Here is a 19,806-nt window from a genome sequence, read left to right as displayed (position 1 = left end):
TCGTATCAACATTCAGGATCAGAACTGGGCCTGAATGGTCAGGTCAAAGTTCTGCTCTTTGTCAAAGTCCTCTTTCTTCAACGCTTGCGAGAAGTTGAATCGCAGCGGGCCAAATGGTGTATCCCACAGAACTGACACTCCGATCACGTGGCGGATCGAGCCGTCTTCACCGACGATATCACCCCCAGTCGTGTCCACATCATTCAGGTTGTACAAGTTGCCGAAATCATAAAACACACCGCCACGTAGACCGAATTCTTCGGGCAACCCCAACGGGAAGTCCGATTCCAAACGCGCAACCCAATAGTAGTTGCCCCCGATCGCGTCGTCCTGCCCGTTGGACAGGTCGCGTGGTCCGATACCAGCAGGTTCGAACCCGCGGAAAGTGCTGGGGCCCAGAACAAAGCGGTCAATGGTGCGGCTGGTATCATCGCCAGTCCAGTGCAGCGACCCTAGTTCTAAGGATGCACGCAGAACGACTTCTTCGTTCCAAACACGGGTTTGGGCGATAGTGCGGGCGGTCGTCTTGAAATACTCGTTGTCGCCGCCCAGTCCAGCGGCATCAACACCGGCCTCGAACAACACGCCTGCGTTCGGGTTCAAACCACCAAGCCGGCTGTCATAGACATATGAAACACCGAGTGCGCTGGTCGTACGATCGCCTTGAGCAATGTCCGAGGAAATGACCGCACCGTTGACCTCGTCACCCTGCTGAGTCATCTCGCTGTTTTCCCAGATGTAGCGCAAGCGAAGCGCAGACAACTCTCCGATGGCATAGCTCAGTTGAGGCCGGAAGAACAGAGTCTCGGTATCATAGCTGGCAAAGCTCGAATTGGTTGTTGACAGCCCTAGCCCTACGTCAAAGCGCAATTTGCGGCCCAGCAAGTAAGGTTCCGAGAAGTTCAGTGTATATTGCTCAGCATCCTGTGCGGTTGAGAGGTTAACGCCAATTGTCTGCCCACGCCCCAGGAAGTTTGATTCACGTAAACCAATCGCAATCCCGAAGCCATCGGAAACCGAGTAACTCCCTCCCAAGCTGAGCGAGCCGGTCGGCTGCTCTTCGACATCCACATCCACAATGACCTGGCTGGGCGAAGAGCCTTCTCGCGGCTCTACGTCAGCTACGGCAAAGAAACCCAAGGCGCGAATACGTTCGGCAGCCTGACGAATTTCACGCGGATTGAAGGGATCGCCTTCGACCGTGTCAAACTGACGGCGGATAACTCTGTCCAGAGTAGTTGTGTTGCCTTCAATGTCGATACGCTCAACAAAAATCCGTGGACCTTTCGTGAGCACGAACTGAACATCCAGCGTCAGATCGCGTGGGTTTCGAGTGACCCGAGGCTCAACACGCAGGAAATCTACGCCCTGCTTAATCCCCAGACGTTCCATCCGAGCGATCGAGTTTTCAACAAGCGACGGTGTGTAGGTCACACCCGGCTTAATTTTCAACGCGGCTTGGTAGGGAGCCGGATCAACTCCCGGAATCTCACTTACAGTGCTGATTTGCCCAAACGAAAACTTTTGACCTTCCGTGATATTCATCACGAGGAAAAAGGCATCGCGTTCACGGGTGAATTCCACATTCGCGCTGTTTACGCGAAAATCCACATAGCCCCGTGACAGGTAGAAGTCCCGAATGACCTGCTTGTCGAATTCGATCCGGTCGGCGATGAACGTATCACTACTGACGAAAGTCCGCAGAATGTTCGCCTGTTTGGTCTCCAGAACTCGACGCAAGCGGCGATCGGAAAAGGCGCGGTTCCCCACAAAACTGACACGCTCAACCTCAATCGTGGTGCCTTCGGCGACTTCGAAAACTAGATCAACCCGGTTGTCGCTACGGCGAATAATGCGCGGAATGACCGTCGCAGATACGCGGCCCTGAGACGAATAGATCTGGGCGATCAAGTCAGCGTCTGCCTCGGCGACCTGAGGCGTAAACACACGCCGCGGCTCGGACGAGATGGCCTCAAGCAGTACATCGTCCTTTACGCGACGGTTTCCTTCGATGCTGATCTGATTGATGGTCGGATATTCTTCGACCTTGATCACCAGAGTATTGCCGCGCGGGGTTAACTCGACTGTCTCAAAAACACCACTGTCAAGCAAACGCTGATACGCGTCATTCAATTCACCGCCACTCACGGATTGGCCCGGCTGAATTCCAGTTCGTGCGATAATCGTGGACGTTTCGATACGTCGATTCCCTTCGACATCGAACGAATTGACGACGAAATTCTGAGCCCACGCGGCTTGCGGCACAGGCAGAAAACTCACCAATGTCAAAAGGAATATGAACGTTAGTGACCGCCACAAAATCTTGTTTGCTGGCCCTTGCCCCCCGCAGGATGTACCCGCGCTTCGCCTCACTGTCATTTTTTCACTACCCAATATTTTTGGACTTTAAAGCTGAGTAGCGAGAATATTAAAGCTTGTCAAAAGACCAAAACAGAAAACGGCCACAAGGGCCGCCGTGTTCCTACCTGATGTCAGTATATTAAGAATCACATGGTGATCAGATAGTGCCATCCGGCAACCGCAATACCGGTAGCGCCAAAGAAAAGTAGCATGTCCCAGTTCAAAACGAACAGGCAACCAAAACCTTTGGCAGAACTACGCAGAACTTTTGACATCTCAGCCTCTGACACCGATACCAGTTAATTTCGGCAAAAAGAATAGGCGAGAACTACGGCGCAAATACGGCATTTTCGTGAGCGCAAGGCCACAATCAGCAGAACAGATCGTTGGTCACGGAAAAGATCATAAGCCCGAGAATCAAGGATATACCCACACCCATAAGAACCCGCAGGACTCCATCGCTCGGAGGTTTGCCCGCGACTGCTTCGTAGGCGTAGAAAACCAGATGCCCTCCATCCAGCGCTGGAATTGGGAATAGGTTCAAAAGACCGACTGCAGTCGACAGAACCGCAATGAAAAAGATAAAGCTTTGCGCCCCTTGGCTGGCCATAGCGCCAGACGTTTCGGCAATACCAATGGGTCCAGACATATTGCAGGTGCTGATCGCCCCCGTAATCATGTGCCAGATACCCGAAAGCGAGCCATCAATAATACGGATTGTCTGCCGTACCCCCCCTGACAAGGACGCCAGCACGCCCGCCGGCTCGGTTGCAGGCTCAAGCGCCATTCCGCCAACAATCCCAATGCGCCAGTGAGTTACGAAGCCTCCTTCAGGCTTCGGCTCATCCGTGCGGCGAGGCGCCAAAGCAAACTCCAACTCGGCACCGTCACGCCACACATCCAGCAAAAGAACTTTACCGTCAGAGTCCTCGACATGTTCTTTGAGTTGCTCGAAGGCAAATATCGGATCACCATTCACAGCTGTAATAACGTCGCCAGCCTTTAGATCGATATCCATAGCCGCGCTGCGCGGCACGACCTGTTGGATCAACGCTGGAAAGAGCCAAGGACCGGTCACATCCATCTCTTGCCCGTCTCGGATTACGGTGTAGTCCAGTTGCGGTTCAACCGGCAGAGCATCGGTGAAACCCGTCCACGCTCCCTGTTCGTCGAAATCGGGAACCTCTTGGCCCGCAATCGCAACAATCTCGTCTCCATCTTGCAGCCCTTGAACCGTACCGGGCAGTCCCCGAAGTTCACCCACAGTCAGAGGCTCTCGCGTAACGCCTTGGGACATGAAAATCAGGCCAAAAACCAAGATTGACATTACAAAGTTGAATACCGGACCGGCGGCAACGGTAGCGGACCGCGCCCAAAGCGGCGCTCCGTGCATGGTTCGGCGCAGTTCTTCCGGGCTCTGTTCTGTGATTTCCTGCATCGCACCTTCGTCTTTGCCAGACGCGGCATTCGCATCACCCAGAAACTTGACGTATCCACCGAATGGCAAGGCAGCGACCTGCCATTTGGTTCCCCGCTTGTCCACGCGGCTCCACAGCACCGGGCCGAACCCAATAGAAAACACCTCGGCGTGGATACCCGACCAGCGCCCGACGATGTAATGACCGTACTCATGAACCGCTACGATAACGGACAGCGCGATCACAAAGGCGACGATCGTGTACAACAGATTACCGAATTGAGGGATCAGAGAGAGTACGTCCAAGGGTCTATCCTGCTGTCTTCATCATGGCCTCGTCGGCCCACTTACGTGCCAAATGGTCTGTTCTAAGCACGTTATCAAGGTTAAACGGGGCATCAAGAAGGCCGTCTGAGGCCTCAAATCTGTTCAAAACGCTTTCGACAATCTCGGCCATTTCGAGAAAGCCGACCTGACGCGCGATGAACAGGTCCAGTGCGCGCTCTTTGGCGGCGTTGAACACGGCGCCGGACAGGCCGCCCCGCTCCATCACATTGCGTGCCAGCCGCAGGGCCGGATAACGTGCTTCGTCGGGCTCGTGAAAGCGCAGTTGCCCCAGTTTGGCAAGGTCCAGTCGTGCAATCGGCAACTCTCGCCGGTCCGGCCAGTTCAATGCGTAGCCGATTGCATGACGCATGTCGGGCGCACCCATGTGTGCCATCACCGCGCCGTCCTTGAACCCAACCATTGAATGCACAATGGATTCGGGATGTACGATGACCTCGATCTGATCTGGCGTAACGCCAAAGAATTCTTTGGTTTCAATAAGCTCTAACGCCTTGTTGAACATAGATGCGCTGTCGATGGTGATCCTCTGCCCCATGTTCCAGTTCGGATGGCTGGAGGCCTGTTCGACCGTGGCATTGGCTAAATCGCGCAACGGCCAGTCGCGGAATGCACCACCGCTAGCGGTGATAATGATCCGCTCAACGGCATCCATATCTTCGCCTGCCAGCGCCTGAAACACGGCGGAATGCTCGCTGTCCACCGGCAGAAGTCGCGCATTATGCGTGTGCGCCGTTTCCAACACCAATTGGCCAGCACACACCAGCGTTTCTTTATTGGCTAAGGCCAATGTGGCGCCCTGCTTCAGCGCCTCAAGTCCAGGCGGCAATCCGGCAGCTCCAACAATCGCAGACATAACCCAATCTGCCGATCGTGCACCAGCTTCGGTCAGCGCGGATTGGCCGGCGGCCGCCTCGACATCACTGCCTGTCAGTGCAGCGCGCAGGTCATCCAGCCGATCCTCATGTGCGGTCACCGCAACATCCGCCTTTAAGCGGCGCGCATCTTCTGCCAGTTTTTCGATATTCGCACCACCGGTCAGTGCCACCACATCATAGGCCGACGGGTTTCGATCAATCAGATCAATGGTGTTCTGCCCAACCGAACCGGTCGCACCAAACACTGAAACTTTGCGCATTACATGCCTCCGGGGGCGTAGATCAGCCCCGCGATCAGTACGAATAAGGCTGCTCCCATCATTCCATCAAACCGGTCCAGAAACCCACCATGTCCGGGTATCAGGTTCGAACTGTCCTTGACCCCGAACTTCCGCTTGGTAGCGCTTTCGACGATGTCTCCGGCCTGACTGGCCATCGACGCCAGAACCGAGACTACTACGAACATCAAACCAAAGCCTGCATGAAGCGCGAACACTGCCCCTACGGCAGCAGCCGCGGCCCAACCGCCAGCGGTTCCGGACCATGTTTTCTTGGGGCTCACCCTGGGCCAGAACTTAGGGCCGCCAAAAGTTTTGCCAACGAAATATCCGGCCACATCCGTCGCAACCACCACTGAGATCAGCCACACCATCCATCCAAAGCCCATATTCTCGCGGATCGAGATAAATCCCAAACCGGACGCAGCGATCCAGATGGCAAAAAGCGCAAAAATCGTCTTGGACCGGCTAACCTGCCCTGCCCCAACCAAGGCCGGAGCCAGCAGGATCGGTAGCTTGTAGAGCGGAGGCAAATGATAACTGAGCACCACCACAACCGCTGTCAAAATACCCAACTGCATTGCCACGCCAGACCTATCCGGGTCGATCATCCGCACCAATTCCCAGGTCATCAAACCACACGCAATTGCGATGAAGGATTCGAACCACAACCCACCCAGCCAAACCTCGACCGAACCGATTATGACCAAGACTGCCGCAGACAATACCCGAGCGGTCAGGTCAGACCATCTGCTGTCGCTCATGCCGGAACGGCTCCGAAACGGCGATCACGAGACCCATAGCTGTGACACAGCCTTTCCAACTCGGCTGCTGTGAAATCCGGCCAAAGCGTGTCGATGAATTCGTACTCAGCATAAGCCGACTGCCAAAGAAGGAAGTTCGAGATCCGCGCCTCACCACTGGTACGGATGACGAGATCAGGATCAGGAAGAACGTGCGTGTCCAAATACTTGGGAAGGGTTTCCTCATCTACATCTTCGGCGCGCAGACGACCTTCGGCCACATCTCGTGCCAGACGCTTAGTGGCACGGGCAACCTCGTCCCGACCACCATAGTTTAGGGCGACTGTCAGGTGGACGAGATCGTTGTCCTTAGTTTCCTCTTCCAGCGTATCCATAAGTGCTGTCAGCTTGGAATCCAGTCGCACACGGTCGCCAATAAAGCGCACCCGTATCCCGTTTTCCTTCAGGGTTCGGGTTTCCTTGACGATATAGCGTCGGAACAGGCTCATCAGCCCTGCCACCTCAGCTTGCGTGCGCTTCCAGTTCTCGGTGGAGAAAGCGAAAACTGTGAGGTATTTGACCCCGAGCCCCGGGCAGGCCTCAACCACTTCGCGCACACGCCGCGCTCCGGCATGATGTCCGAACAGCCTCGGCCGACCACGCGCCTGCGCCCAGCGTCCGTTTCCGTCCATGATAATTGCGACATGGCGCGGCCCTTGCGCGGGCGCAGTATCGGGGGCGTTTAGCATGATCCGGATCAGACCTGCATGATCTCGGCCTGCTTGGTCTCAAGCGCGGCATCAACGGATTTGATCATCTCGTCGGTCAGATCCTGAACCTCGGCTTCCCAGAATTTCTGGTCGTCTTCGGACATACCGTCAGCCTTGGCCTTTTTGATCTGATCCATTCCGTCGCGACGCACGTTGCGGATCGAGACGCGAGCGTGTTCGGCGTATTGCCCAGCGACCTTGCCCAGTTCACGGCGACGCTCTTCATTCAATTCCGGGATCGGCAGCATGATGATGGTGCCGTTCAGCTGCGGGTTAATACCCAGACCACTTTCACGAATGGCTTTCTCGACTTTGCCGACCAGACCCTTGTCCCAGACATTGACGGTAACCATGCGCGGCTCCGGCACGTTGACCGTTCCCACCTGATTGATTGGGGTCATTGATCCATACGCATCTACCATAACCGGCTCCAGCATCGAGGCTGATGCCCGCCCAGTCCGAAGCGAGGCGAATTCAGTTCTGAGGTTGGACATGGCGCCTTCCATGCGCCGTTTCAGATCATCGGTATCCAGTTCGAAATCGTCAGACATTCTGCTCACTCCCCGTCTTCAGGTGCTGTTGGGATGGCTCATAAGCCATCGCAATTGGGATGTATAGCAATGATGATGCGGAAATGCGCCAATGGCCAGAGGTGTTTGCGGCATTTTCGCGAAGTTTCCAAAACGAACAGACCGGTTGCTGAATAATCCGGCCGGCCTGTTCTATGTCTTTTTGATCAGGCGTTTACATCAACGACAACGCGTCCTTTGACCTTTCCACCAAGAATATCGGCGCCCAATTGTGGCAAGTCGCTTAGGGTTGCCGGTTGGACCATCGCTTCCAGCTTGTCCATCGGCAAGTCTGTGGCGACGCGCTGCCACGCCCGTACACGATTGTCGTAGGGTTGCATCACGCTGTCGATGCCCAGCAGGTTGACCCCGCGCAGCAGGAACGGAATGACGGATGCTGGTAAGGCCGCCCCGCCCGCAAGACCGACTGCAGCGACCGAGGCACCATATTTCATCTGCCCCAGCACACGCGCCAACATCTCCCCGCCGACCGCATCCACACATCCTGCCCATGTCTCGCTTTCCAGCGGGCGCTTGGACGTCTCGTTCAACTCTTCCCGAGGAACGATCGTGCTGGCGCCCAAAGATTTCAAATAGTCTCCGGCTTCGGGCCTCCCGGTCACTGCCGCCACCTCATAGCCCAGATTGGCCAGAATTGCTGTAGCTACAGAACCAACACCGCCAGCAGCTCCGGTCACCAGAATCGGCCCATGGTCCTTCTTCATCCCTTGATCTTCCAAGGCCATGACCGCCAGCATGGCGGTGAACCCCGCGGTCCCTACAGCCATCGCCTGCCGTGCGTCCAAGCCGTCAGGCAAAGGCACCAACCAATCGGCCAAGGCATTCGCCTTTTGAGAATATCCACCCCAATGCGCCTCTCCCACGCGCCAGCCGGTTAGCACCACCTTGTCACCGGGCTTGTAGCGATCATCCGAAGACGCCTCGACCGTCCCCGCATAATCGACCCCCGGCACGTGCGGGTAGTTGCGCACCAGTCCGCCGCCCTTCGGAGACATGCACAATCCGTCCTTGTAATTGACCGTGGAGTATTCGACCGCCACAGTCACTTCGCCATTGGGCAGATCATCCACCGACAGTTGCTTGATCGAGGGGTTCGCCAACCCGCTCGATTCGTCCTTTTCCATGACCAAGGCGTTGAACATCTGATTTCCTTTCGCTTCCCTTATCCCAGGCCCCGTTCTTCACCTGGCTAAAAAATATCCCGGGGGAGTCGCACAGCGACGGGGGCAGAGCCCCCTTCCACCCTCAAATCCAGAAACGCTCCTGTACAGTTGCGCTCCGCATTCCGTCGGGCGTTTCAACCTCAACCTCCGTGCCCGCGTCCCAATGGCTCAGCCGCATCATGCCGACAGATACGTTGGTTTCAAAATCCGGAGACCACGCTGCCGAGGTCACCTGCCCCACCCGTTTGCCCCCGGCAAATACCGACCAGGGCCTGTCACAAGATGGCACGGGCGTACCTTCTATTGCGAGCGGTCGAATTTGCTGGACCGGCCCTTCTTTGGCCACACGCAACAAAGCGTCCCGTCCGATGCACCCGATGGCGGTATGAGTATTGCAAAACTTTCCCAAACCACATTCATGCGGCGTGTTGTCGTCGGTCATGTCGTTGCCATAGGACAGCAACCCGCCTTCGATCCGCTCAATCAGGTTCGGGCACCCCGCGCGCACCTGCAGATCCTCGCCCGCCTTGAACAGAGCATTCCAAAGCGGCATGCCAATCTCGGACCCTTCGACGTAGATCTCGAACCCGCCCTGTTTGGAATAGCCCGACCGGGCCACTGCCAGATCGCGGCCCTCAAACTCGAACATATCGAATTTGAAGAACCGGATGTCCCGCACACGATCCCCAAAGACCCGCGCCATCAGTTCATCCGCCTTAGGCCCCTGTACGGCCAGAGGCGATACGTCCGGTTCATCCACCAGCACATCCAGCCGATACCCGCTGGCGATGCCCTTCACCCACAGCAGCAAGTCACTGTCTGCAATAGAAATCCACCAGCGATCATCCGAGAGTTTCACCGCAACAGGATCATTCAGCATTCCGCCGGTCTCATCGACAATGGGCACGTAGTAACACTGCCCTGGCAGCATTCCCCGCAGATCGCGCGGTGTCAGCATCTGCATCAACTTTGCGGCATCCGGGCCGCGCAGTTCGACCTGCCGTTCACAGGACACGTCCCAGACCTGTACATGGGTCTTTAGGTGCCGGTAATCCGCTTCTGGGCTTTCAAAAACCGTGGGCAATAACATACGGTTATAGACCGTATATCCTTTTACTCCAGCCGCTTCTACGCCGTCCGAGAAAGGAGTGCGCCGCAACCGGCGAGACAAGGAAATCTGTGGCATTCAAACCTCCTTAGGCATAAACACCAGATCGCTGACAGGCGCAGCCGATCCGGATTCAGTCAACATCTGGTGCAATTGCCCCCGATGGTGGGTCTGGTGGTTGAACATATGGATCACGCATTGCGCGTAAGGCAATGTAACATCAGCTTCTTTCGCTGCCGAGAACCACGTGAATTCCCCGGCCATAGGTGCATCGCCAAGCGAACTCGCCCATTTTGAAATGCGGGCGTCGACCTTTTCACACAGAGGCAGCCATGCGGCCAGATCTGAACACAGAGAAACGCTCTCAGGAATACCGCCTCCCGGACCTTCACCCTTGTCAAAGCGCGAGATCCAGATCCAGTTGCCCCACAATAGATGGTTCGCCGTACCCATGATCGAGCCGAAAAACGCGCCACGTTCTTTGGTCAGGTCTTCAGGCGTCAATGCTTGCAGAAAGCCGGATAACTGGGTGTTTTGCCACCGGTTATACCGCGCCATCTCCTGCGCGTAGGCTCCTGTGATCATCATTTCGGACCATGCCAATCAATTGGGCAAATCTCAGCAGATTTACCGCCGAAATCCCACACACGACCATAGTCGCGCACCTTGGACTTGGTTCCACGTGCGACGATGATGTCCGGCCCCATCCAGTATTTCGAGTTCGTGACCATCACCGGATGATCCGCATCCTTACCGGCCAGCATCTCGATCTCACCCTGAATCTTGCGGCCGATGACGATGCGGCGCTTATTCCCGTCGCGTTCGATCTGTACCGGAGCGCGCTCGGCCCCGATGATCTCACTCACCAGCATGGTGAAAAGACCGGTGGTGCCGCCTGCCTGTCCGCTGAAGATTTGCAGCAATCCGTTATAGGCCTTGCCGCTGGCGCGTTCATCTACATACGCGGCAACTTTCCATTGGCCCTCACCCATACGGCCGGGAATATCGACCAGAAGACCCACGTTCAGACCCGACAGATCCTCGCCCTCGTAATGGCCTTCATCGATGATCACACCCATCCATGCGTGGCAATGTCCCTCGGTCGGAGGATGCGCTCCCAGCGATACGACACACGGGCAGAATACATCGCACGAGCAATTGAGGATCAGCTCTCCTTTGATAGCCCAGTCTGTCGGGCTCATCTCGCGTCGTTTCGGATTGGGCATACGGCTGTCGATGCGCTGGCTGATCGGCAGTCTGTCAGCCTCAGGTTTTCTATTCTTAGCCATATACTTATCCTCCGAAAGTAAAGGGATAGATCAACAGGATCAGACCCCCTGCAATAAGTGCAAACCCCATCGGTCGCGTCACCGCGTGACCAATCTGAGGTAGTTTTTCCAAAACCATGAACAGCGTCGCCAGCCCCATCCAAAGCAGGCTCATGACCCCACCGACAAAGCCAAGCGCCATGAAGCCCCAACAGCAGCCCACGCAGAAGGCACCCAGGCCCAGTCCCATTCGTAGACCGCCTGTGAATCCAGTTTTCCAGTGGCCCAGAAAATATGTCATTGGTGCATGGCAGACGCCGTGGCAGACCTCTTTTGCGCGGGTGAACTGAAACGCACCGACCGCGATCATCAGGCCTCCTGCAAACAGGCCAGATTTGGCGATACCCAGCATATCGACGACACCGCCGAATAGCAGGCCCAGCTGTACACCTGTGATCAGAGATGCAAACCCGACCCAGACGATGAAATAACCAGCCAGAACACCCAGCCAGCCCGCGCGTGTACCATTGGCACTGCGGATCAGGTCGTCATAACTGCGCAGGGTCGGCACCAGAGTCGGCAACATCATCGCCGCCATCATGATCGCCCACATCCAGAACAGCGGGCCAAACTCGGCCATGGGCATATACATGTCCATGCGAGGGTCCATGGCCGCCATCGCCTGACCCATCGGGCCTGGTCGGCCGATCCAATCCAGATCCATGTCGCGGCTCATGGTGAACATCATCCACCACGCCCACAGGATCAGGACATAGAACCCCAGCCACAATCCGCTGCGTAGAACTGCGCGACTCACCTGTCCCTCCCGACTCAGTCCTTGCTTTTCAAATGTCAGACTTTTAAATGTCAGACAAATAAAATTTCTCAGGCGACCCCGGAATATGAAAATCAAACCCCAAAAAACTGTCGATTTGTCCGCACAGATCGCGCAGGCCATTCGAGACGCAATCATCTCGGGCGAACTGATCGTGGATGAGCGTTTGCCGTCAGAGGCAGAACTTTCCGACCAGTTTCAAGTGTCCCGCCCGACAGTGCGTGAAGCATTGAAGCGCCTCGCCGCACAATCGTTGATCCGCACTCAACGCGGCGCCAGCGGCGGTGCTTTTGTCAATAGGATCAGCTTTGAGGACGCATATTCACAGCAGGTCACGACTTCGACCCTGCTACTGTCGATGAATGCAGTCAGTTTCGATACAGCCTGCGAGGCCCGGTTTGCTCTGGAACGCGCCTGCGCCCCCCTGTCGGCACAACGCCGGACCGCCGATCAACTGGCAACTATGCGGGCCGAGATTTTTCGGCAGGCGCAACCTGGCCTGACGGATGAAGCCTTCTGCGCCTCTGACGTCTCGTTTCACCGTGCTCTGGTCGATGGTGCGGGCAACCCGGTTTTGTCCTACCAATTGGCCGGGGCCGTCGAGGCCATGCAGCCCTTGATGAACATGATCACCTTCTCAGCGCGGTCGCGTGAAGAGATCATCGCCCTGCATAGCCAGATTGCCGACGCGCTGGAAGCTCACGACGCGCACAAAGTGGACGTAGCGCTGGTTGAGCTTGAAAAGTACACGCGTAAGCTGGCGCAAGACGTAGCGCAGCAGCACCGCAAACCCGCATAATGAGGGAATGATGATAACCGCACTGAATGTAATCGCTGCACTTCTGACTATTGGCTTTGGCCTTTTCGGGTTTCTGGCCCCGGCATTCACTGCCGCCTCACTGGACCTGGCGCCGACCGATAGCAACATGGGGCTCAGCGAGATGCGTGCATCGGTAGGTGGCCTGTTCGTCGTCACCGGTATTGCGGTGTTATGGCTCAACAACCCTATGGCCTACGCCATGCTGGGTGTTGTCTATGCCGGCGCTGCTCTTGGTCGGTTCGTCTCGGTCGTTCTGGACAACCCACCGGTGGTTAAAGCGGTGACGTTTGGTGGAATCGAGCTAGCTCTGGCTGTGTGGCTTATCCTGGCCAACATCAACAGAGTCGCGTAAGCAATTGTTTTATAATGAACGGGAATTGCTGAATCCCGGTTTGCATCCGCGCGTCTACTCACCTATATAGGATACGTCCTTCGGGACTATGGACATAAACGCGCTCGTAATAAGCGGATCGGACCCGGGGGCGGTACCCGGCGGCTCCACCAACAATCCTTCGTTTGGGGATTATGGGGCCGAAATAGGATCGACGAACGTCTAAAGGGGTTAGCTTTGTCTCGGCTGTCTGCCACCGTTATCGGCGAAACTAGTACAATTGCAAACGACAATCGTGCTCCGGTTGCAGTTGCTGCGTAAGCAGTAACAAGACCGAAACTTAAGTCCTTACGCCTAGCCGCGTAAGGCGGGGTTCGCAGGTACCTGGCAACAGAAACCTGCATTTCTCTTTTCATGTCTGAGGTTTAACTCTGATCTTGTTCACGTTCAGAGTTTGTTCACCCTTTCGCCTCATGCTGACACCGACAGGAAAAGGAGAACCTGGATGTCACATGCAGATATCGTGAGAGGATGGTATTCCGAAGTATGGGAAAACGGGAATCTTGATGCAATCGATCAGTATTTTGCCGCTGACACTATGGCCGAAGGGCTGATCCCGGAAATGCAGGTCGGTGCGGATGATTTCCGCGATTTGGTTACAGCGTTTCGACATGTTTTAGGCGATATCAAAGTTGAGATTCCGAAGATTATCGAAGACGGTGACTGGGTTTCCGCCATTCTGCATGTCAGCACGACACGGGCCGACAACGGGGCACCGCTGAAAGCCACCGGCAGCGTTATTGCCCGCATTAAGGATGGCCGCATGGTCGAAGCCTACAACCAGTTCGATTTCATCTCGTTATTCGAGCAACTCGGGCAGTTTCCTCAGGACACTCTGCCCGTCTGCATGACGGGTCAGCGGCTCGATTGGGCCTGAAGCCTAAATCGCAATCTTGACCCGTTTGGAGCTTGCACGTATGCAAAGATCATGGGGTAAGATTGCGAACGCCCCGTGAGGCGTCAGCCCAAGTTTCGCATGTATCCGCTCAGATCAGGAGACATGCTATGCCTGCGCCCAATTCAATCACTGCAAAACAACTGATGCGCCTGATCGGAACGCCTCAGGCTCCGGTGTTGGTCGATATACGTATAGACTCGGATTTTGACGCCGACCCCTACCTGATCCCCGGTTCTGTCCGCCACTATGCCAAGGATATCGAGGGCATAGTTGAGCGGATTGGGAACCTCGCGGTCGTCATCATTTGTCAAAAAGGGAAAAAACTCAGCCAAGGGCTTGTCTCGTTGCTGCGCAGCAAAGGGTGCGAAGCTGAATACCTCGAAGGCGGCATGTTTGCTTGGCGGGATCTTCCGGACTCGCCACGCGTTCCAGCCAAAGCAGTGCCAAAACAAAGCGACGCCCCTTCTGTATGGGTCACGCGTCACCGGCCCAAGATTGACCGGATCGCCTGCCCTTGGCTGATCCTTCGGTTCGTTGATCCTGACGCGCAGTTTCTGTTCGTAGCTCCGTCCGAGGTCCTGTCTGCGGCCGAAGTGTTTGATGCCACTCCATTCGATATCGAGGATACCTTCTGGTCCCACCGACAGGACCGCTGCACCTTTGATACCATGCTGGACGAGTTCCAGCTGCGTGCCCCCGCGTTGGACCGTCTCGCGACTGTTATTCGAGCTGCCGATACCAACCGCCACGACCTTGCACCAGAAGCTGCCGGTTTGCTTGCGGTCTCTGTTGGCCTATCGCGTCAATATCGGGACGATCATCAGAACCTTGCGGCGGGTCTGCATCTATACGATGCGCTGTACCGCTGGGCCCGGGACGGAAAAGACGAACGTCACGATTGGCCGACGGATCGCAAGGCATGAACCCATCACTTTCTGAACTCGTCCAAGTATTTGGTCGCATTGGTTTGCTTTCATTCGGGGGGCCTGCTGCCCAAATCTCGTTGATGCATCAGGAGTTGGTCGAACGGCGCCCTTGGCTGGATGAACAAACCTATCTGAGGGCCCTTTCGCTGTGCATGCTGTTGCCTGGCCCCGAGGCGATGCAGTTGGCCACATATGCTGGCTGGCGCCTGCGTGGCGTCGCTGGCGGTTTGATCGCGGGCGCCCTCTTCGTTTTACCCGGGGCCTGCGTCATCGCGGTTTTGGTGGGCCTCTACGCGGCATACGGCAACCTTCCATTGGTGCAGGCCGGGTTTCTGGGCGTCAAAGCCACAGTAATTGTCATCGTCCTGCAAGCTCTTCGAAATCTAGCGCGTAAAGCACTGACAGACGCGCACCATCGCGCCATCGCGGGTCTGGGTTTCTTAGCGATTTTCGCGTTCAACCTCCCCTTCCCCTTGATCATTCTGGCCGCCGCCATCTGGGGGTACGTCACCTTTGAAGGAGACGCCAAGCCCTTGGGCACCCAGACCGCCCCTAAAGCCACCGGAACAATGCGCACTGCTGCTTTGTGGCTAACATTATGGTTGGGGCCACTACTGCTCCTTACCGTGACGGGGCAAAAACTGCTAAGCGATTTAGGCTGGTTCTTTGCTCGTTTGGCCGTGGTCACATTTGGTGGAGCTTATGCGGTGCTGGCTTACATGACGCAGACCGTCGTGGACAAGTATCAATGGGTCAGCACAGACCAGATGATCGACGCGTTGGGATTGGCGGAAACGACACCGGGACCACTGATTCTGGTAACCCAGTTTGTGGCAATGCTGACCGGGCAGATCAGTGGCGGCGCATCGTTGGCCTTCGCCGCTGGAGCGGTCGCCCTGTGGGCCACTTTCGTTCCCTGTTTTCTTTGGATCTTCCTCGCCGCCCCCTATCTGGATCAGTTGGCCGCCCGTCCCAAATTATCAGCCGCACTACACGGTATAACCGCCGCCGTGGTCGGCGTGATTCTCAACTTGTCCGTTTGGTTCAGCCTGAACGTTCTTTTTCGAGAAATCCCCGAAAAATCTTTGGGACCGGTGACTATACCCTGGCCCATTCCAACCAGCCTGAATCCGACGGCATTGGGGCTGACACTTCTGGCAGGGTTATTGATTTTTAAGTTTAAATTGGGAATGGCCACAACGCTGATCATAATGGCCGCGGTTGGAACAGGGATGCATTTTCTTTAGACAATCCTCACATACCCGGTCTTTCGTTTCCGTCGAAATACCTTATGCTGAGTCCGACCACTTTTGAGGATGACATATGTCGCAAGACATCGATTATGGGAACCTGATGCACACCGCGATGCGCGGTCTCATCAAGACCGTTCTGACCAGCGTTTCCGAAAACGGACTGCCCGGCACACATCATTTCTTTATTACATTCGATACCCGTCAGGACGGGGTCGAACTGGCCGACTGGTTGCGTGATCGATACCCGGAAGAGATGACAATCGTCATGCAGCACTGGTTCGAAAACCTTGAGGTCGGGGACGACGGATTCGCGATTACGTTGAACTTTGGCGATGCGCCAGAACCGCTCTACATCCCCTATTCCGCGATCAAAACCTTCGTTGACCCTTCGGTTGAGTTTGGACTGCGCTTTGAAAGCCCCGAAGATGAGGAAGAATTCGAACCCGTCGCCGAGGATTCGATAGAGGTTGAGGAAGAAGAGTCTGATCAGCAGGATGCTGAAGTTGTCTCGTTGGATAGTTTCCGAAAATAAAGCCCTTCGAAACTGTCGGCGTCACTGCTTTTCTAAGAATGTCTCGACCGATCGCGACTTCACACCGTTCCGGAACCGAGAAAATGACAGATCCAGGCCGCCCTCTGCAAGTGTGCGGTCGTATTGCTGCAATTCGTAATCTCCGGTCTCGCCAATAAACAGCGAGAATACCGTCAGAGTATCGCCTTCAATCCGCCCCCAGACAAACGGTTCGCCCTGCATCGGGTCCAGAGGGACCTCATGCCCAAAAACGTTGCGCTTCATGGCGGCGGAAAAGACGTCAGGCCTGTTGGATTCCTTGAAATCAATTGAGAACTTTTGCTCTTTAATGCGACCATCAGCTTTGTGGGTTGTGGTCGTCCAACTTACGTTGAAGCCGTCCTTCAACTTTTTAATTGACACGCTCATGTCCCGCGGCGCTTCGGTTCCGTCATCATAAACTACATTCGCAGATCCTACGTAGCTGCCGACAAATGGCTCGATATTTGCGGCATGAGCCGGAAGGCTGGCCAAGATGGCCCAAAATAATACACTCAATGAAAAAGCGACAGTTTTCAGGTGATAAGTCCGAAACATTGTACCCACCTGAGCCTCCAAATTAATGATCTGTTTATTGTAGCTCAGCCGCACGCACGCACAACGTGTTTCGCAAGAAATTTCGCCCGCCCTTCAGCCTATACCTCTGGCACGCTTAAGTTTATGGTGCGCGCAACTGGCCGATTGCACGCTGCCGCCGCAACGGGTAAACGGCATGCAACTGTATACACGACGGAGTGACAGATGTCTCAAACCCGCACCGAATCCGACAGCTTTGGCCCGCTGGAGGTACCCGCAGACAAGTATTGGGGTGCCCAAACACAGCGTTCGATCATGAACTTCCCCATCGGCTGGGAAAAGCAGCCGGTGGCCATCGTCCGCGCGCTGGGCGTGATCAAAAAAGCCTGCGCCATGGAAAACAAGGCGATCGGCAAGCTGGACGCGAAAATCGCGGATGCCGTCATTCAAGCCGCTGGTGAGGTGGTCGAAGGCAAATTCGACGACAACTTCCCTTTGGTCGTCTGGCAGACCGGTTCGGGCACTCAATCAAACATGAACTCGAACGAGGTTATCGCCAACCGGGCGATTGAGATTCTGGGTGGCGTAATCGGCTCGAAAGACCCTGTGCACCCGAACGATCACTGCAACATGGGTCAGTCATCGAACGACACATTCCCGACGGCCATGCACATTGCCACCGCGATGAGCGTGCGCGATGTCCTGATGCCGGGTCTTGAAAAATTCGCATCAGCACTGGAAGCAAAGGCTAAAGAGTTCGCGGGCATCATCAAGATTGGCCGGACTCACACGCAGGACGCAACACCGCTGACGCTGGAACAGGAATTCGGCGGTTATGCGCACCAAATCCGTCAGGGCATTGCCCGGGTCGAGGCCTGCATGCCCGGTATCTACGAACTGGCACAGGGCGGCACCGCCGTTGGCACCGGTCTGAACACGCATAACGGCTGGGACGAAGCCGTGGCCAAGAACATGGCCGAGATCACCGGCCTGCCCTTCGTCACCGCGCCCAACAAGTTCGAAGCACTGGCCGCACACGACGCTATGGTCTTCCTGTCAGGTGCTTTGGCAACTATTGCGGGGTCCTGCTACAAGATCGCGAACGACATCCGCCTACTTGGCTCCGGCCCGCGTTCCGGTCTGGGCGAGTTGATCCTGCCCGAGAATGAACCCGGTTCGTCGATCATGCCGGGTAAGGTGAATCCTACACAGGCCGAAGCGCTGACCCAGGTCGCAGCGCACGTAATGGGCAACGACGCAGCAATGAAATTCGCCGGCTCTCAGGGCCACTTCCAGTTGAACGTTTATAACCCGATGATGTCCTACAACCTGCTGCAATCCATCCAGCTATTGGGCGACGCCACCGACAGTTTTACCGAACGTATGCTGGTTGGCATCAAGGCAAATGAGCCGCGCATCGACAAGCTGATGAAAGAATCGCTGATGCTGGTGACTGCTCTGGCCCCCACCATCGGTTATGACAACGCCACAACGGTCGCCAAGACGGCCCACAAGAACGGAACTACCCTCAAGGAAGAGGCTATCGCGCTGGGTTTCGTGGACGAGGAGACTTTCGATGCGGTCGTCCGCCCCGAACACATGATCGGCCCCAAAGGCTGATGGGTAAGCCGGTCAATCTGAACCGGTACAGAAAACAAAAAGCGCGGGCTGAGAAAAAGGCCCGCGCTGATCAGAACGCTGTAAAGTTCGGGCGCAGCAAAATCGAGAAGATCGAGAGCAAGTTTGAACAGGACAAACAGCGCCGCAATCTGGACAGTCGTGAGTTGGATGAATGAGCGGTCGCCCGGTCAAACGTTCACTGACCCTCAAAGGGCATCGAACATCGGTTTCTCTTGAGGATGAATTTTGGCAGGCCTTCCGCGACATTGCCAAGGAAAAAGATATACCAATCAACGCTTTGGCTTCTGAAATTGACGTTGCCCGCGATCCTCAGATTGGTTTGGCTTCAGCCATTCGCGTTTTCATATTGAACTGGTATCGCGCCTGACACATGACCTTGTGTTCGCCCAGACATTGCGTCTACGCTCAATGAGAACAAAAAGGGTACATAAATGAGCCAAACTGTTCCCGGCCCAGACGGCCAACCCCGCTGCGCGTGGTGCCAATCCGCGCCCGAGTTCTTTGAGTATCACGACCATGAATGGGGTTACCCGGTGGCCGATGATCAGCGCCTGTTTGAAAAACTGTGCCTGGAAAGCTTTCAGTCTGGGCTGAGTTGGCGCACCATATTGGCCAAGCGAGAAAACTTTCGCAAAGCGTTTAAACAATTCGATTTCAACGCTGTAGCATCGTTTGGTGAAGCAGATGTTGAACGGTTGCTGCAAGACGCGGGCATCATTCGTCATCGTGGCAAGATCGAAGCAGTCATCAACAACGCCCGCCGCGCACAAGAGCTTGTGGCCGCAGAAGGATCTCTGGCCGCCTATGTCTGGCGATATGAAGCAGACAACCCGCCAGAACCGCAAACCGCATCGACCTCGGCCGAGTCCATCGCAATGTCGAAGGATTTGAAGAAACGCGGCTGGAAGTTCGTCGGTCCGACCACGGTGTTTGCCTTCATGCAAGCCATGGGGTTGGTGAACGATCACGCCATTGGCTGTTCCAAGCGTGAAAAAGCGGCGCAATTGCGCCGCGATTTCATCAAGCCAGCGTAG

Annotated in this window: 23 protein-coding genes and 1 other RNA gene; 11 read left to right on the top strand and 13 right to left on the bottom strand. The window is 55.7% G+C overall.

Translation table 11 applies throughout. The annotated features are described in order from the left end of the window. Positions 1-18: 18 nt before the first annotated feature. From bamA to ABLN94_RS17765, 12 genes are all read right to left on the bottom strand, one after another. Positions 19-2,379, bottom strand: a complete 2,361-nt coding sequence (gene bamA, locus ABLN94_RS17820) for an outer membrane protein assembly factor BamA (protein ID WP_352994880.1) — start codon at positions 2,377-2,379, stop codon at positions 19-21. 128 nt (positions 2,380-2,507) lie between these two features. Continuing rightward, entirely contained in the window at positions 2,508-2,636 is a 129-nt protein-coding gene (locus ABLN94_RS17815; protein WP_352994877.1) for a hypothetical protein, read from the bottom strand. 95 nt (positions 2,637-2,731) lie between these two features. Further along, entirely contained in the window at positions 2,732-4,084 is a 1,353-nt protein-coding gene (gene rseP / locus ABLN94_RS17810; protein WP_170487562.1) for an RIP metalloprotease RseP, read from the bottom strand. A 4-nt stretch (positions 4,085-4,088) separates the two neighbouring features. Continuing rightward, entirely contained in the window at positions 4,089-5,261 is a 1,173-nt protein-coding gene (gene dxr / locus ABLN94_RS17805; RefSeq protein ID WP_352994875.1) for a 1-deoxy-D-xylulose-5-phosphate reductoisomerase, read from the bottom strand. After that, positions 5,261-6,043, bottom strand: coding sequence for a phosphatidate cytidylyltransferase (locus tag ABLN94_RS17800; protein ID WP_352994872.1), 783 nt, complete (start codon positions 6,041-6,043; stop codon positions 5,261-5,263). Before ABLN94_RS17800 ends, dxr begins: the two co-directional genes overlap by 1 nt. Continuing rightward, a complete protein-coding gene (locus ABLN94_RS17795; protein WP_170487556.1) occupies positions 6,040-6,771 on the bottom strand; it encodes an isoprenyl transferase in 732 nt (243 codons plus the stop codon). Before ABLN94_RS17795 ends, ABLN94_RS17800 begins: the two co-directional genes overlap by 4 nt. Before the next feature lie 8 nt (positions 6,772-6,779). Next, positions 6,780-7,343, bottom strand: a complete 564-nt coding sequence (frr, locus tag ABLN94_RS17790; RefSeq protein ID WP_170487554.1) for a ribosome recycling factor — start codon at positions 7,341-7,343, stop codon at positions 6,780-6,782. Positions 7,344-7,528: 185 nt separating this feature from the next. Then, positions 7,529-8,524, bottom strand: a complete 996-nt coding sequence (gene acuI, locus ABLN94_RS17785) for an acryloyl-CoA reductase (protein WP_352994869.1) — start codon at positions 8,522-8,524, stop codon at positions 7,529-7,531. A 103-nt stretch (positions 8,525-8,627) separates the two neighbouring features. Further along, positions 8,628-9,731 carry a dimethylsulfoniopropionate demethylase gene (locus ABLN94_RS17780; RefSeq protein ID WP_352994866.1) on the bottom strand — a complete coding sequence of 368 codons (1,104 nt, stop codon included), beginning with the start codon at positions 9,729-9,731 and terminating at the stop codon, positions 8,628-8,630. Then, positions 9,732-10,241: a DinB family protein gene (locus tag ABLN94_RS17775; protein WP_352994865.1), complete on the bottom strand. Its 510-nt coding sequence runs from the start codon at positions 10,239-10,241 to the stop codon at positions 9,732-9,734. After that, the gene (locus ABLN94_RS17770) at positions 10,238-10,942 is read right to left on the bottom strand and encodes a DUF1326 domain-containing protein (RefSeq protein WP_352994864.1); all 705 of its coding nucleotides are present in this window, start codon (positions 10,940-10,942) and stop codon (positions 10,238-10,240) included. The genes ABLN94_RS17775 and ABLN94_RS17770 overlap by 4 nt, the downstream gene beginning before the upstream one ends. Before the next feature lie 4 nt (positions 10,943-10,946). Then, positions 10,947-11,738, bottom strand: coding sequence for a DUF2182 domain-containing protein (locus ABLN94_RS17765; RefSeq protein ID WP_352994861.1), 792 nt, complete (start codon positions 11,736-11,738; stop codon positions 10,947-10,949). Between the two features lie 85 nt (positions 11,739-11,823). On the opposite strand from ABLN94_RS17765, the gene ABLN94_RS17760 reads away from it, so the two are divergent. From ABLN94_RS17760 to ABLN94_RS17730, 7 genes are all read left to right on the top strand, one after another. Further along, positions 11,824-12,555, top strand: a complete 732-nt coding sequence (locus tag ABLN94_RS17760; RefSeq protein ID WP_352994859.1) for a FadR/GntR family transcriptional regulator — start codon at positions 11,824-11,826, stop codon at positions 12,553-12,555. 10 nt (positions 12,556-12,565) lie between these two features. After that, on the top strand, positions 12,566-12,928 hold the full coding sequence (locus ABLN94_RS17755; protein WP_352995075.1) for a DUF4345 family protein: 363 nt from the start codon (positions 12,566-12,568) through the stop codon (positions 12,926-12,928). 36 nt (positions 12,929-12,964) lie between these two features. After that, positions 12,965-13,312: a transfer-messenger RNA gene (gene ssrA / locus ABLN94_RS17750) on the top strand. Between the two features lie 100 nt (positions 13,313-13,412). Beyond that, entirely contained in the window at positions 13,413-13,844 is a 432-nt protein-coding gene (locus ABLN94_RS17745) for an ester cyclase (RefSeq protein ID WP_352994857.1), read from the top strand. A gap of 128 nt (positions 13,845-13,972) precedes the next feature. Next, positions 13,973-14,788, top strand: coding sequence for a sulfurtransferase/chromate resistance protein (locus tag ABLN94_RS17740; RefSeq protein ID WP_352994854.1), 816 nt, complete (start codon positions 13,973-13,975; stop codon positions 14,786-14,788). Next, entirely contained in the window at positions 14,785-16,038 is a 1,254-nt protein-coding gene (gene chrA / locus ABLN94_RS17735; protein WP_352994851.1) for a chromate efflux transporter, read from the top strand. The genes ABLN94_RS17740 and chrA overlap by 4 nt, the downstream gene beginning before the upstream one ends. Before the next feature lie 76 nt (positions 16,039-16,114). Further along, the gene (locus ABLN94_RS17730) at positions 16,115-16,576 is read left to right on the top strand and encodes an SspB family protein (RefSeq protein ID WP_170487534.1); all 462 of its coding nucleotides are present in this window, start codon (positions 16,115-16,117) and stop codon (positions 16,574-16,576) included. Between the two features lie 21 nt (positions 16,577-16,597). On the opposite strand, the gene ABLN94_RS17725 is transcribed toward ABLN94_RS17730, so the two are convergent. Next, on the bottom strand, positions 16,598-17,206 hold the full coding sequence (locus tag ABLN94_RS17725; protein ID WP_352994849.1) for a hypothetical protein: 609 nt from the start codon (positions 17,204-17,206) through the stop codon (positions 16,598-16,600). Positions 17,207-17,356: 150 nt separating this feature from the next. Here ABLN94_RS17725 and fumC point away from each other — a divergent pair, with 150 nt between their 5' ends. The 4 genes from fumC (at position 17,357) to ABLN94_RS17705 (ending at position 19,806) form a co-directional block, all read left to right on the top strand. Next, positions 17,357-18,751, top strand: a complete 1,395-nt coding sequence (gene fumC / locus ABLN94_RS17720) for a class II fumarate hydratase (RefSeq protein WP_352994846.1) — start codon at positions 17,357-17,359, stop codon at positions 18,749-18,751. Beyond that, on the top strand, positions 18,751-18,927 hold the full coding sequence (locus ABLN94_RS17715) for a DUF4169 family protein (protein ID WP_352994843.1): 177 nt from the start codon (positions 18,751-18,753) through the stop codon (positions 18,925-18,927). Before fumC ends, ABLN94_RS17715 begins: the two co-directional genes overlap by 1 nt. After that, complete coding sequence (locus tag ABLN94_RS17710) at positions 18,924-19,139, top strand: ribbon-helix-helix domain-containing protein (protein ID WP_352994840.1); 216 nt, start codon at positions 18,924-18,926, stop codon at positions 19,137-19,139. Before ABLN94_RS17715 ends, ABLN94_RS17710 begins: the two co-directional genes overlap by 4 nt. A gap of 64 nt (positions 19,140-19,203) precedes the next feature. Continuing rightward, a complete protein-coding gene (locus ABLN94_RS17705) occupies positions 19,204-19,806 on the top strand; it encodes a DNA-3-methyladenine glycosylase I (RefSeq protein ID WP_352994837.1) in 603 nt (200 codons plus the stop codon).

This window comes from Ruegeria sp. SCP11 (genome assembly GCF_040329455.1).
Classification (GTDB): Bacteria; Pseudomonadota; Alphaproteobacteria; order Rhodobacterales; family Rhodobacteraceae; genus Ruegeria; species Ruegeria atlantica_E.
This window is presented reverse-complemented; position numbering and strand designations above follow the sequence as displayed.